14 protein-coding genes are annotated in these 12,453 nt (G+C 70.7%); 11 read left to right on the top strand and 3 right to left on the bottom strand.

All coding sequences use genetic code 11. From position 1 onward, the window contains the following. Positions 1 to 127: 127 nt before the first annotated feature. The 10 genes from mltG to E1295_RS03375 all read left to right on the top strand — a co-directional run bounded on the left by mltG (position 128) and on the right by E1295_RS03375 (position 10,158). Positions 128 to 1,288 carry an endolytic transglycosylase MltG gene (gene mltG / locus E1295_RS03420; RefSeq protein WP_132628170.1) on the top strand — a complete coding sequence of 387 codons (1,161 nt, stop codon included), beginning with the start codon at positions 128 to 130 and terminating at the stop codon, positions 1,286 to 1,288. A gap of 86 nt (positions 1,289 to 1,374) precedes the next feature. Further along, positions 1,375 to 2,217 (top strand): shikimate dehydrogenase, encoded by an 843-nt coding sequence (locus E1295_RS03415; RefSeq protein WP_132628169.1) that lies wholly within the window; start codon positions 1,375 to 1,377, stop codon positions 2,215 to 2,217. A 462-nt stretch (positions 2,218 to 2,679) separates the two neighbouring features. Continuing rightward, complete coding sequence (gene infC, locus E1295_RS03410) at positions 2,680 to 3,288, top strand: translation initiation factor IF-3 (RefSeq protein ID WP_132628210.1); 609 nt, start codon at positions 2,680 to 2,682, stop codon at positions 3,286 to 3,288. Positions 3,289 to 3,415: 127 nt separating this feature from the next. Further along, positions 3,416 to 3,610, top strand: coding sequence for a 50S ribosomal protein L35 (gene rpmI / locus E1295_RS03405; protein WP_132330209.1), 195 nt, complete (start codon positions 3,416 to 3,418; stop codon positions 3,608 to 3,610). A 24-nt stretch (positions 3,611 to 3,634) separates the two neighbouring features. After that, positions 3,635 to 4,018 (top strand): 50S ribosomal protein L20, encoded by a 384-nt coding sequence (gene rplT, locus E1295_RS03400; RefSeq protein WP_132330207.1) that lies wholly within the window; start codon positions 3,635 to 3,637, stop codon positions 4,016 to 4,018. Positions 4,019 to 4,150: 132 nt separating this feature from the next. Beyond that, on the top strand, positions 4,151 to 4,954 hold the full coding sequence (locus tag E1295_RS03395) for a TrmH family RNA methyltransferase (protein WP_132628168.1): 804 nt from the start codon (positions 4,151 to 4,153) through the stop codon (positions 4,952 to 4,954). 50 nt (positions 4,955 to 5,004) lie between these two features. Next, positions 5,005 to 6,096, top strand: a complete 1,092-nt coding sequence (locus E1295_RS03390; RefSeq protein ID WP_132628167.1) for a sensor histidine kinase — start codon at positions 5,005 to 5,007, stop codon at positions 6,094 to 6,096. A gap of 129 nt (positions 6,097 to 6,225) precedes the next feature. Beyond that, entirely contained in the window at positions 6,226 to 7,266 is a 1,041-nt protein-coding gene (gene pheS, locus E1295_RS03385) for a phenylalanine--tRNA ligase subunit alpha (protein WP_246079816.1), read from the top strand. After that, entirely contained in the window at positions 7,266 to 9,818 is a 2,553-nt protein-coding gene (locus E1295_RS03380) for a phenylalanine--tRNA ligase subunit beta (RefSeq protein ID WP_132628165.1), read from the top strand. The genes pheS and E1295_RS03380 overlap by 1 nt, the downstream gene beginning before the upstream one ends. A 106-nt stretch (positions 9,819 to 9,924) precedes the next feature. Beyond that, a complete protein-coding gene (locus tag E1295_RS03375; RefSeq protein ID WP_132628164.1) occupies positions 9,925 to 10,158 on the top strand; it encodes a hypothetical protein in 234 nt (77 codons plus the stop codon). A 3-nt stretch (positions 10,159 to 10,161) separates the two neighbouring features. Here E1295_RS03375 and E1295_RS50625 read toward each other — a convergent pair whose 3' ends face one another. After that, positions 10,162 to 10,407 carry a Uma2 family endonuclease gene (locus E1295_RS50625; protein WP_425465330.1) on the bottom strand — a complete coding sequence of 82 codons (246 nt, stop codon included), beginning with the start codon at positions 10,405 to 10,407 and terminating at the stop codon, positions 10,162 to 10,164. An 18-nt stretch (positions 10,408 to 10,425) separates the two neighbouring features. Between E1295_RS50625 and E1295_RS50620 the strand changes: the two genes are divergently transcribed. Beyond that, entirely contained in the window at positions 10,426 to 10,629 is a 204-nt protein-coding gene (locus E1295_RS50620) for a hypothetical protein (protein ID WP_246079808.1), read from the top strand. A 46-nt stretch (positions 10,630 to 10,675) separates the two neighbouring features. Here the strand turns inward: E1295_RS50620 and E1295_RS03365 are convergent, their stop codons facing one another. Continuing rightward, entirely contained in the window at positions 10,676 to 11,989 is a 1,314-nt protein-coding gene (locus tag E1295_RS03365; RefSeq protein ID WP_132628162.1) for an MFS transporter, read from the bottom strand. A gap of 104 nt (positions 11,990 to 12,093) precedes the next feature. Further along, on the bottom strand, positions 12,094 to 12,444 hold the full coding sequence (locus E1295_RS03360; protein ID WP_132628161.1) for a nuclear transport factor 2 family protein: 351 nt from the start codon (positions 12,442 to 12,444) through the stop codon (positions 12,094 to 12,096). Positions 12,445 to 12,453 lie beyond the last annotated feature (9 nt).

Raw genomic sequence — 12,453 nt, 5'->3', positions numbered from 1 at the left:
AGTGTGATCTCCGCTGGCCGTGGCAGCACGTCCGGCGGGCCCCCCAGTTCCGCTCGGTGACCCCAGCCGGTTGGGCAGTTCCGCTTGACGCCTGGCCGGGCGTGCCGGGAGATTGGCCAGCGAATCCATGAGCGATCTCGATCTGAACTCCTTGCTCGGCGCCGAGGACGACGAAGGTCCTGCCCGGCGCCGCGGCCGTGGTGGCAACAGGCGTGGCAGCGGCCGCAGGCGGCGCAGGCGCCGAAACCGCGGCCGGTTCATCGCGCCGTTGCTGGCCTTCGTGGTGCTGGCCGGCATCATCGGCGGTGGCGGCTACTACGGCTACATGTGGCTCAACGACGCCCTCGTGCCCGACGACTACACCGGCCAAGGCTCCGGCGAGGTCGTCATCGAGATCGAAAGCGGTCAGAGCGCCTCCGACGTGGCCGTGGAGCTGGAACGCCAGGGTGTCGTGGCCAGCGTCAGGGCCTTCACTAACGCGATCGCCACCGCCGGTGCGAGCGCCTCGCTGCAGCCGGGGTCGTACAAACTGCGCAAGCGCATGTCGGCCGAGAACGCCGTGGCGCTGCTCGACCCGAACAACCGGCTGCGCGAGAAGGTGACGATCAAGGAAGGTCTGCGGCTGTCCGAGACCCTGACCAAACTCGCCGACGAGACCGGACTGCCGCTCAATGAGTTCAAGGCCGCGGCCAAGGACGCCGATGCCCTGGACCTGCCGTCCTACGCCAAGGGCAAGCTGGAGGGCTACGCCTTCCCCGCCACGTTCGAGGTGCAGCCGAAGACCACGCCCCAGCAGATCCTCGCGGCCATGGTCGACCGCTACAAGAAGACCGCCAAGTCGGTCGACCTCGAGAGCGGGGCCAAGGACCTCGGGCACACGCCGCACGAGATCGTCATCATCGCCAGCATCATCCAGGCCGAGGCGGGCCGGCACGAGGACATGCCGAAGATCGCCCGCGTCATCTACAACCGGCTGGAGCGCGAGCCGCCGATGAAGCTGGCGATGGACAGCACGGTGATGTACGCCCTGAACAAGAAGGGCTACGCCGCCACCTTCGCCGAGACGAAGATCAAGAACAAGTACAACACCTACCGGTACGAGGGCCTGCCGCCGGGCCCGATCACCAACCCCGGCGACCACGCCATCGAGGCGGCGCTGAATCCGGCGAAGGGCGACTGGCTCTATTTCGTCGCCACCGACCCGAAGAACAGCAACGTCACCAAGTTCGCCACCACGGAGGCCGAGCGGCAGGCGCTGCTGGCCGAATACCGCGCCAACGGCGGCTGACCGGGCAGGAGGGCCGCCCGTCCCTCAGCGGGGACGGGCGGCCCGCGCGGTGGCGATAGGGTCCTTGTCTGTCTGAAGGAGTGTGGATGCGCGCTGCGGTGCTGGGGTCTCCCATCGGTCATTCGCTCTCGCCCTACCTGCACCGGGCCGCCTACCGGGCGATGGGGCTCGACGGGTGGAGTTACGAGGCGTTCGAGTGCGACGAGGCGCGCTTGCCGGGGCTGCTGGCCGAGCTGGCGCCGGTGCGCGGCGGCGAGCCCGGCGGCGGTGACGCCTGGGCGGGGCTGTCGCTGACCATGCCGCTCAAGCGGGCCGTGCTGCCGCTGCTCGACACGGTGTCCGACGTGGCCGTCGAGGTCGGCGGCGCCAACACCGTGGTGTTCCGCGACGGCCTCCGGCACGGCGACAACACCGACGTCCACGGCATCAAGCGGGCGCTGGCCGAGGCCGGGGTGCCCGCGCCCGGCTCGGCGACGGTGCTCGGCGGAGGGGCCACGGCGGCCTCCACGCTGGCGGCGTTGCGCGATCTCGGGCTGTTCCAGGCGACGCTGCTGGTGCGCGACCCCGCGCGGGCGGGAGGGACGGCGCAGGTCGCCGAACGGCTGGGCGTGTCCCTGGCGGTGGAGACGTTCGACAAGCTGGAGGCGGCGACGCGGGTGGACCTGGTGGTGTCCACGTTGCCCGGCGGTGCCGCCGACGCCTTCGCCGACCGGCTGGCGCGGGTGCCCGCGCTGTTCGACGTGGTCTACGCGCCCTGGCCGACCCGGGTCGCGGCCGCCGTCGAGGAGGCGGGCGGCACCGTGGTCGGCGGGTTCGCGATGCTGCTGCACCAGGCGGTGCGGCAGGTGGAGCTGATGACCGGCCGCACGGACGTGCCGGTGGAGGCGATGCGCGCGGCCGGGGAAGCCGAACTCCTCAGACGGTCGTAGCCGCCACAGACTTCCCGGCGTTGGCCAAGGTGGCGGAGAAACCGGGGCCTCACCATCGGCTGGGCCCGGCCGGAGGGCGTGGCGCTGCCCGGGAATGGGGTCACGGGGACGGATCGCGGCGGTAAGGCACCCGGCCCACGACGGTTGGTGGCGGTCATATGGCCATTTGTGGGTAGATGTTTACCGGCAGGCGATGGCCGGCCGGGATGATTCGGGGAGGCGTCGTGGTTGTGGTAATGTAGCTCTCTGATCGGTCCGGCATGCCTTGCTGGACGCGCAAGCGGAGGTCTCCCTCCCACCTGTGTCACCGAAAGGTGGCCGGGTCCAGGATCACGCCGGACTACTCCGGGGAGCTCGCAGGCCACGACGCCACAGAGCTCAGTGGCCCCGCATGCGCGACGTGCGGGGCTTTTCGCGTTCGCCGCGAGCGCGAGGGGCTCCCGGCACGACGAGCACGTAGGGATCGCAAACCTAGGAGGCCCCATCAGCACTGAGCCCCGCATCAACGAGCGTATCCGAGTTCCCGAGGTCCGCCTCGTGGGCCCGAACGGCGAGCAGGTAGGCATCGTCTCGATTCACGATGCGCTCAAGCTCGCCCAGGAAGCCGACCTCGACCTCGTCGAGGTCGCGGCAACGGCTCGACCGCCCGTGTGCAAGCTCATGGACTACGGCAAGTTCAAGTACGAGTCCGCGATGAAGGCGCGCGAGGCGCGCAAGAATCAGGCGCACACGATCATCAAGGAGATCAAGCTCCGGCCGAAGATCGACCCGCACGACTACGAGACCAAGAAGGGTCACGTGGTGCGGTTCCTCAAGGCGGGAGACAAGGTCAAAGTCACGATCATGTTCCGGGGGCGCGAGCAGTCCCGGCCGGAGCTCGGCTTCCGGCTGCTGCAGCGGCTGGCGGACGACGTCCAGGAGCTCGGCTTCGTGGAGTCCCACGCCAAGCAGGACGGCCGTAACATGATCATGGTGATCGGTCCGCACAAGAAGAAGGCCGAGGCCAAGGCCGAAAAGGCCGCAGCCAAGGCGCAGCGTGGCGGCGAGGAGCCTTCCGCACAGGAAGCGTGACCCGCGGTTGGGGTTAGCCTTACAGAGCGGACCCCAGCCAAAGCCACCGGTAGACGAAGACGCCGCGACCGGGTCGGCCAGCACCGGCCCGGCCACCGGCACGACCGAAACGAGGAGAGACGGCGACATGCCGAAGATGAAGACGCACAGCGGTGCGAAGAAGCGGTTCCGGCTCACCGGCACCGGCAAGATCAAGCGTCGCCGTGCCAATCGCGCGCACTACAACGAGTGGAAGTCGTCCACGTTGACGCGCCGTCTCAAGAACGAGGTCGTCCTTTCCGACGCCGACAACAAGAAGATCAAGAAGCTGCTCGCCAAGTAGCGCGAACCCCCGGGGAGAAGAATCATGGCACGCGTGAAGCGGGCGCTCAACGCCAAGAAGAAGCGCAAGGTCGTCCTCGAGAGGGCGAGTGGTTACCGTGGCCAGCGGTCGCGGCTCTACCGCAAGGCCAAGGAGCAGATGCTCCACTCGATGACGTACGCCTACCGGGACCGCAAGGACCGTAAGGGTGCGTTCCGCCGTCTGTGGATCCAGCGGATCAACGCCGCCGCCCGCCAGAACGGCCTGACCTACAACCGCCTCATCCAGGGTCTTCGCCTGGCCAACATCGAGGTGGATCGCAAGATCCTCGCCGACCTCGCGGTCAACGACAGCCAGACCTTCGCCACGCTCGTGGAGGCCGCCAAGAAGGCGCTCCCGGCCGACGTGAACGCTCCGGCCGCGGGCTGAGGCGGTTGCTTGAACGAGGGCCCACCGAAGACGGTGGGCCCTTTGCTGTAGCCGGCCACATCACGCTTCGGCGTGACTGCGGCGCGCTGCGGCATGCGGTGCATCGGATGCGGGCAAGGGGCGTGGGGGAGCATGGCGGGGTCCGAGCTGACCAACGTACGGTCGCCGAGGGTCAAGGCGGCCAGGCGGCTCACCAAACGGGCCTTCAGGGAGCAGGACCGTAGGTTCCTGGCCGAAGGGCCGCAGGCCGTACGCGAGGCGCTCAAGCTCGACGGCGTGCCCATCGAACTGTTCATCACCGCCGAGGCCGAGCTGCGCCACCCCGAACTGATCACCGAGGCCACCCTCAAGGGCGTCCCCGTGCACCGGGCCAGCGGTGAGGTCATGTCCGAGCTTTCCCAGACCGTGACCCCGCAGGGTCTGGTGGCGGTCTGCGGGCTGGTGCACGTCCCCCTGGAGCGGGCGCTGGAGGGCAGGCCGCGCCTGGTCGCGCTGCTTGCGCACGTACGCGACCCGGGCAACGCCGGCACCGTCATGCGCGCGGCCGACGCCGCCGGAGCCGACTCGGTGATCTTCACCGACGCCTCCGTCGACCCGTACAACGGCAAGTGCGTACGCGCCAGCGCGGGCAGTCTTTTCCATCTTCCCGTCGTCATCGGTGCACCGGTCGGCGCGGCCGTGCGTCTTCTCAAGGAGCGAGGGCTGCGCGTGCTGGCGGCCGACGGCACGGGCAAGCGCACGCTCGACGACGTCGACCTGTCCGGTCCCACCGCGTGGATCTTCGGCAACGAGGCCTGGGGGCTGCCGGAGGACGTCCTCGCCGAGGCGGACGACGTGGTGCGCGTGCCCATCTACGGACAGGCTGAAAGTCTCAACCTGGCCACCGCGGCGGCGGTGTGCCTTTACTCTTCCGCCAGGGCTCAGCGAGTGCCCTAGGCGGTGGGAAACCCGCTATTGTCGGCGATGTAGGCGGAGGAGGCGAGGTCGTGCACGGCGCAGACACCGACGGGCGCGTTGTGGCCGCCGCGTGCACGATAGCCATCGACGATCTTCCTGACGGCCTCATCGTGACCGACCGGCACGGCTGGGTGGTGGCCGTCAACCGGGCCGCCGCGAGGCTCACCGGCATCGCCATGGAGCGCGCGGTCGGCCGGCACATGACCGACGTGTTCCCCTTCCGCGACCATGACGGGCGTGACTGGTGGAAGGCCCTCGACCCCGACGGCGGGCTGCGTACGCGGAGCAGGGTCCCGGAGCGGCCGCTGCACCTGCCGGGCGGCCAGGAGCTCCACGTCACGGCCCGGTTCGTCCGCGAGCCCGAGCGCGCCGGCGAGGTCGAGCGCGTCACGATCACCCTCAGGGACGGCGGCGCACGGGCCCGGCTGGAGCGCAGCCGCGCCGACCTGGTCTCCACGGTGGCTCACGAGCTGCGCTCGCCGCTGACCAGCGTCAAGGGTTTCACCGCGACGCTGCTGGCCAAGTGGACGCGCTTCACCGACGAGCAGAAGCGCGTGATGCTGGAGACCGTCAACAACGACGCCGACCGCGTCACGCGGCTCATCACGGAGCTGCTCGACGTCTCGCGCATCGAGTCGGGCCGGCTGGAGGTGCGCAGGCAGGTCGTCGACCTTCCCGCCAGGGCGCGCAGGCTCATCGCGGGGCGGGTGGCGGCGGGCGAGGCCGAACACCGGTTCTGCCTCAAGGCCGGTGACCACCTGCCCGAAATGTGGCTCGACCAGGACAAGATCGACCAGATTCTGGGTAATCTGGTGGAGAACGCGCTGCGCCACGGGCGTGGCACTGTGACGATCGAGATCGAGTCCGTCGGATGGGGAGCCGCCGTGTCGGTGCGCGACGAGGGCGAGGGCATCGAGCCCGAGCTGGCTCCGCGCGTCTTCAGGCAGTTCTGGCGGGGCGGCAACAGCCGCAGGCGCGGCGGCACCGGGCTCGGCCTGTTCATCGTGAAAGGCCTGGTCGAGGCGCACGGCGGCACGATCGCCGTGCAGCGGGCCCCCGAGGGCGGGGCGGAGTTCCGATTTACCGTGCCCACCGGCACGCCTGACTTCGCGACCCCCTAGCGAGCGATTCGGGCCCGGTGGGCGGGTCCCACTAGACTCATTCCGCTCAAGCCCTGGATACGGAGCTCACTCTTGTCTGACTACGACCCCGTCGAGGTGACACCGTTGCATGCCGACGAGGTGTCCCGCATGGAGGCCGACGCCGTCGCGGCGATCAAAGCGGCCGGCGACCTCGACGCACTGAAGCAGGCCAGGCTGGCGCACGCGGGTGACCGCTCGCCCATCGCCCTGGCCAACCGGGAGATCGGCGCGCTGCCGCCGGCCGCCCGGGCGGAGGCCGGCAAGCGCGTCGGCGCCGCCCGTAAGGCGATCAACGAGGCGCTGTCCGCGCGCCAGGCCGAGCTCGAGGCCGAGCGCGACGCGCGGGTGCTCGTCGAGGAGACCGTCGACGTCACCCTGCCGTGGGACCGCCGGCCTCGTGGCGCCCGCCACCCGCTCACGACGTTGCAGGAGCGCATCGCCGACGCGTTCGTCGCGATGGGCTACGAGGTGGCGGAAGGGCCCGAGCTCGAAGGCGAGTGGTTCAACTTCGACGCCCTCAACATCGCCCAGGACCATCCGGCGCGCTCCGACCACGACACGTTCTTCGTCGGGTCCACGGAGTCGGGCATGGTGCTGCGCACGCAGACCTCGCCGGTGCAGGTCCGCGCGCTGCTCCAGCGCGAGCTGCCGGTCTACGTGATCTCGCCGGGCAAGACGTTCCGCACCGACGAGCTCGACGCCACCCACACCCCCGTCTTCCACCAGACGGAGGGGCTGGCCGTCGACGAGGGCCTGACGATGGCCCACCTCAAGGGCACGCTCGACCGGTTCGCGGAGGTGATGTTCGGCAAGGGCATCTCCACCCGGTTCCGCCCCAACTACTTCCCGTTCACCGAGCCGTCCGCGGAGATGGACCTCAAGTGCTTCGTCTGCCGGGGCGCCTCGGCGATCCCCGGCAACCCGCCCTGCCGCACCTGCAAGTCGGAGGGCTGGATCGAGTGGGGCGGCTGCGGCATGGTCAACCCGCGCGTGCTCATCGCGTGCGGTGTCGATCCGTCGCGATACTCCGGGTTCGCGTTCGGCATGGGCATCGAGCGCACCCTGATGTTCCGTCACAACGCCGAGGACATGCGTGACATGGTCGAGGGAGACGTGCGCTTCACGCTCCCGTTCGGAATGGAGATCTGATGAAGGTCCCGCTTTCCTGGCTGCGGGAGTATGTCGATCTCCCGGCGGTCACCGCCCACGAGGTGGCCGACAAGCTCACGGCCGCCGGGCTGAAGCTCGAGTCGATCACCTCGCACGGCCACGACGTCAAGAACGTCGTGGTCGGCGAGGTGCTCACGATCGAGGAGCTGACCGGTTTCAAGAAGCCGATCAGGCACTGCACGGTCGAGACGGGCGAGGCGACGCCGCGCGAGATCGTCTGCGGCGCCACCAACTTCGCCGCCGGTGACCGGGTGCCCGTCGTGCTGCCCGGAGGGGTGCTGCCCGGCGGGTTCGAGGTCGGGGCGCGCAAGACGTACGGGCGGATGTCCGAAGGCATGATCTGCTCCGAGCGCGAGCTCGGGCTCGGCGACGACCACGGCGGCATCATGGTGCTGCCGGCCGGCACCCCGATCGGCGGCGACGTGGTCGAGCTGCTCGGCCTGCGCGACGAGGTGATCGAGCTGGAGATCACCCCCGACATCGGCTACGCGCTGTCGATCCGCGGCGTGGCGCGCGAGGCGGCCACGGCGTTCGGGGTGGCCTTCCGCGACCCCGCGGACGTCGAGCCGCCCGCCGAGAGCGGGCCGTCGTGGCCGGCCTCCATCGCCGACCCGACGGCGTGCGACCGGTTCGTGCTGCGCGAGGTGCGCGGCTTCGACCCCGCCGCACAGACTCCGCTCCCGATGCGCGTACGCCTGACGCGGGCCGGCATGCGTCCCGTGTCGCTGGCCGTCGACATCACCAACTACCTGATGCTGGAGCTCGGCCAGCCGCTGCACGCGTTCGACCGGGCCAAGCTCAGCGGCGAGATCGTGGTCCGCAGGGCGCGGCCCGGCGAGCGGCTGGAGACGCTCGACCACGTGGTGCGCGAGCTCGACCCCGACGACATCCTCATCACCGACCAGTCGGGGCCGATCTCGATGGCGGGCACGATGGGCGGCCTGGAGACCGAGATCTCCGACGGCTCGACCGACATCGTCATCGAGGCGGCCCACTTCTCCGCGACCGGCATCTCCCGCGAGTCCCGCCGGCACGGGCTCGTGTCGGAGGCCTCCAAGCGGTTCGAGCGCGGCGTCGACCGGGAGCTGCCGCTCGTCGCCTCGTGGCGGGCCGTGCACCTGCTGGCCGAGCTGGGCGGCGCCACCGTCCAGCCGGGCGTGACGCACGCCGAGGTCGAGGTGTCGCCTGCGCGCATCGCGATCCCGTCGGGCCACCCCGGGGCCGTGGCCGGCACCACCTACTCCAAGGAGACCGTGGTCGCGCGGCTGCGGCAGGTCGGCTGCGTCGTCGCCGACGGTGACGACGCAGCCGTGCGCCAGGGTGGCGTCGACCCGACCGGGGTCGTGACCGGCGGCGAGCTGGCGGCCAAGCTGGCCGTCACCGGCGACGACATGATCACGGTGACGCCGCCGTCGTGGCGGCCCGACCTCACCGACCCCAACGACCTGGCCGAAGAGGTCATCCGGCTGGAGGGCTACGAGAACCTGCCGTCGATGCTGCCCTCCGCCCCGGCCGGCGCCGGGCTCACCGAGGGGCAGCGGCTGCGCCGGCGGGTGGGCAGGGCACTGGCCGAGGGCGGCTACGTCGAGGTGCTCAGCTACCCGTTCATCAGCGCCGCCGACTTCGATCACCTGCAGCTGCCCGCCGACGACGCCCGCCGCCACGCCATGCGGCTGGCCAACCCGCTGTCGGAGGACGAGCCGCTGATGCGCACGACGCTGCTGCCGGGTCTGCTCAAGACCCTGGTACGCAACGTCGGGCGCGGGTTCGCCGACGTGGCCCTGTTCGAGAGCGGGCCGGTCTACCGGCCGCGCGAAGGCGCTCCCGAGACCGCGCCGGTGCTCGGGGTGGAGCGCCGGCCGACGGCCGAGGAGGTCGCCTCGATCGAGGCGGCGCTGCCCGACCAGCCTCTGCGCGTGGCGGTCGTGCTGGCCGGCGAGTTCGAGCGGTCCGGCTGGTGGGGCGCGGGCCGGCAGGCCTCCTGGGCCGACGCGGTGCAGGCCGCCCGCCTCGTGGCGGCCGAGGCGCGGGCGGAGCTGTCCATCAGCGCCGACCAGCACGAGCCGTGGCACCCCGGCCGGTGCGCGGCCCTCTACCTCGGCGACACGCTGGTAGGACACGCCGGCGAGCTGCACCCGAGGGTCATCGAGGCCTACGGGCTGCCGGTCCGCACGTCGGCGATGGAGCTGGAGCTGTCGCGGCTCGAAGCGGCCATGCCGGGCCCGGTCGAGACGCCTCCCGTCTCCGCCTATCCGGTGGCCACCCAGGACGTCGCGCTGATCGTGCCCGACTTCACGCCGGTGGCCGACGTCGAGGCGGCCCTGCGTGACGGCGCGGGTGAGCTGCTGGAGTCGATCCGGCTGTTCGACGTCTACGAAGGCGCGCAGGTGGGCGAGGGCAACAAGTCGCTCGCCTACTCGATGCGCTTCCGCGCGGCGGATCGGACCCTGACGGTCGAGGAGACCACGCAGGCGCGGGACGCGGCCGTGGCGATGGCGGCCGACCGTGTGGGGGCCCAGCTCCGCGGGTGAACGAGTGTCCGGAGGGCCGGTGCGGCGGGGCGTCGCGCCGGCCCTCGCCTGACGCCACCGATGTCGTGCGCTCGCGGATCGAAGTACCGGAGGTGATGGTCAGGCTATGAGGGTGCTGCTGGTGTTCGGCGAGCGGGATGACGCTGAAGAGGTCGCCGAGACGCTGGGGGAGTGGTTTCCCTCGCTCGGGCTGCCGCGGGTGGTGCGGGAGACACTGGCAGGGGAGGACGACGCCGAGGACGCCCAGTGGCTGGTCGTCGTCGAAGGCGTGGACGACGGCGCGCTGGCCAGGCTGGACGAGCTGGTGGCGCGCTACGAAGGATGGCGGGAGGCGGGCTGAGGCTCAGATGCGGTCGATCGCTTCGAGGTCGATGTCGAGATCGAAGGGGATCGTGAGCTTCAGCCGGTCGTGGTGGATTCCGGTGAGGGCGTAGGACCTGGTGGCGGGGTCCAGCTCGTACACATAGACGACTGCTTTGCCTGACTGATTCTCTATGCGCCAGAAGTGGGGGATGTCGGCGCGTGCATAGAGCTGCGGCTTGCGCTGGCGGTCGCGCGTTCTGGACTCCGGTGAAGCCACCTCCGCCACCAGCAGGACATCCCTCGCGTGATAGAAGGTCTGCTCGACGGTGAGACCGGGGCCGTCGCGCTGCGGTCCACGCCGCTGGACGCGGCGAGGGTGGGGGAGCGGCTGGTCGCCGGGAGGGGTTTCGCGGGCATCGAGGAATGGGTCAGTAACTACGTCACCGATGTCTATTCCGACGCCGAGGCGTTGCGGGAGTTCGCCAAGGTGGAGCGGAGGCCCGGCTAGGCGGGCCCGACCGGTCCAGTGGCCGACCGGTCAGGTGGCGGGCCCGTCAGGCGGGGGTTTCCTCGGTGGGCTTGTCGGCGGTCGCCTCTCTCCGGGCCTTCTCCGCGAGGGCGTGTTCGTCGGTACGGGCGTCGTACCGGCGGAACTTCGGGAGGGCGGCGGCCAGGCTCAGGACGGCGGCGACGCACAGCAGGCCGCCCGCCCCGAGGGAGAAGCGGGTGCCGCCGAGGTTGGCCATCAGGCCGGCCCGGGCGTTGCCGAGCATCGGCCCGCTGGCGTAGGAGAGCAGTTCGATGCCCGCCAGGCGGCCACGGAGTTCCTGCGGGATGGTCTGGTTCCACATGGTCATCCGGAAGATGCCGCTGATCATGTCGGCGGCGCCTGCCAGCGCGATGCAGACGACGATGAGCCAGACGTTCGTGGCCAGGCCGGCCAGGGCCACGGCGGCGCCCCACAGCGCGGCGGCGATGATCACGCCCAGGCCGTGGCGCTGCACGCGGGCCGCCCAGCCGCCGGTGAGCGAGGCGACCAGCGCGCCCACCGCGCCCGCGGAGTACAGCAGTCCCAGCGCGTGGGGCGCGCCCAGCTCGTCGGCCAGGAACGGGAACAGCGCCGTCGCCATCGCGAAGACCATCGCGGCGATGTCGACGAGGTAGGTGCCCATCAGGTCGCTGCGCCCGACCGCGTAACGCACGCCCTCGACCAGCGATCTCAGCGACGCGGGCGCGGCGTCCCCGGCCGGCGGCAGCGACCGGATCCGCCACAGGAGCAGCAGCGACAGCACGAAGGTGAGCGTGTCCACGCCGTAGGCGACCGCCGAGCCGTAGGTCGTCACGAGCAGGCCGCCGAGCGCCGGGGCGACGATGGCGCCGAAGTTCCAGCGCAGGCTCGTCAGCACCGCGGCGGCGCCCTGCTGGTCGTAGCGGACCACCTGCTGGAACACGGCCTCCATGCTGGGCCGTTGCAGGCAGGCGACGCCCGTGGACAGGGCGCCCACGACGTACAGGACCCACACCTGGGGTTCGGGCAGCAGCGCGTTGGCCATGAGCGCGCCGGAGGTGACGAGCAGGCCGATCTCGCTCCACAGGATGACCGTGCGGCGGTCGTACGCGTCGGCGATGGCGCCGCCCCACAGGCCGCACACCACCATCGGTACGAATTCGGCCAGGCTCACCAGCCCGACGGCGAGGTAGGAATCGGTCAGTTCCTTCATCTGGTACGGGACCGCCACCATCGTGATGAACGTCCCGAACATCGTGATGACGCCGGAGACGAAGAGCAGGCGGTAGTCGCGCGAGTCGCGCAACGGGCTCACGTCGATGACGACGTGACGAAGCAGGCGTTTCACTGCAGCGGGCACGACAGGCCATTGTCCGGCGCGGGTCCTGGCCGGGGCAACACGTTATCCGGGGAACGCGGAAGGCCCCGCGGCACGTGCCGGGGGCCTTCCGGAAAGGCAGCGGGTCAGGCGGGCACCTTGTCGAGGAAGCCGAGCACCTTGCGGATCCGGCCGTCGTCGGCCAGTTCCACCACGTCGTAGCCGGTCGCCACCGGCTCGCCGTCCGCGGGGCCGAGGTGCCAGGTGAAGCGGGCCAGATGGCGGTGGGCGTCGTACAGTTCGCCGGGCCTGAAGACCAGGCCGGGGAACATGCCCTGCGCGCCTTCGATCACGGCGGCGATCCCGGCGTGCCCGGCGACGTCGGCGAGCGGGTCGGTGTAGGTGGCGTCCTCGGTCCACAGCTCGGCCACGGCCCTGGCGCGGGCCCGCGGGTCGGTCTCGTTCCAGGCTGCGACGTAACGTTCCACGAGGGTCATCGTTGTCTC

The sequence above is a fragment of the Nonomuraea mesophila genome, assembly GCF_004352805.1.
GTDB classification, from domain to species: domain Bacteria; phylum Actinomycetota; class Actinomycetes; order Streptosporangiales; family Streptosporangiaceae; genus Nonomuraea; species Nonomuraea longispora.
The sequence above is the reverse complement of the archived record's forward strand: the minus strand, read 5'-3'. Positions and strand labels throughout refer to the sequence as shown.

Bases quoted from the DNA above. Each gene is read 5' to 3' on its own strand.
- mltG (WP_132628170.1), top strand. From the start codon at position 128: ATGAGCGATCTCGATCTGAACTCCTTGCTCGGCGCCGAGGACGACGAA.
- E1295_RS03415 (WP_132628169.1), top strand. From the start codon at position 1,375: ATGCGCGCTGCGGTGCTGGGGTCTCCCATCGGTCATTCGCTCTCGCCC.
- rpmI (WP_132330209.1), top strand. From the start codon at position 3,416: ATGCCGAAGATGAAGACGCACAGCGGTGCGAAGAAGCGGTTCCGGCTC.
- rplT (WP_132330207.1), top strand. From the start codon at position 3,635: ATGGCACGCGTGAAGCGGGCGCTCAACGCCAAGAAGAAGCGCAAGGTC.
- E1295_RS03395 (WP_132628168.1), top strand. From the start codon at position 4,151: ATGGCGGGGTCCGAGCTGACCAACGTACGGTCGCCGAGGGTCAAGGCG.
- pheS (WP_246079816.1), top strand. From the start codon at position 6,226: ATGGAGGCCGACGCCGTCGCGGCGATCAAAGCGGCCGGCGACCTCGAC.
- E1295_RS03380 (WP_132628165.1), top strand. From the start codon at position 7,266: ATGAAGGTCCCGCTTTCCTGGCTGCGGGAGTATGTCGATCTCCCGGCG.
- E1295_RS03375 (WP_132628164.1), top strand. From the start codon at position 9,925: ATGAGGGTGCTGCTGGTGTTCGGCGAGCGGGATGACGCTGAAGAGGTC.
- E1295_RS03360 (WP_132628161.1), bottom strand. From the start codon at position 12,444: ATGACCCTCGTGGAACGTTACGTCGCAGCCTGGAACGAGACCGACCCG.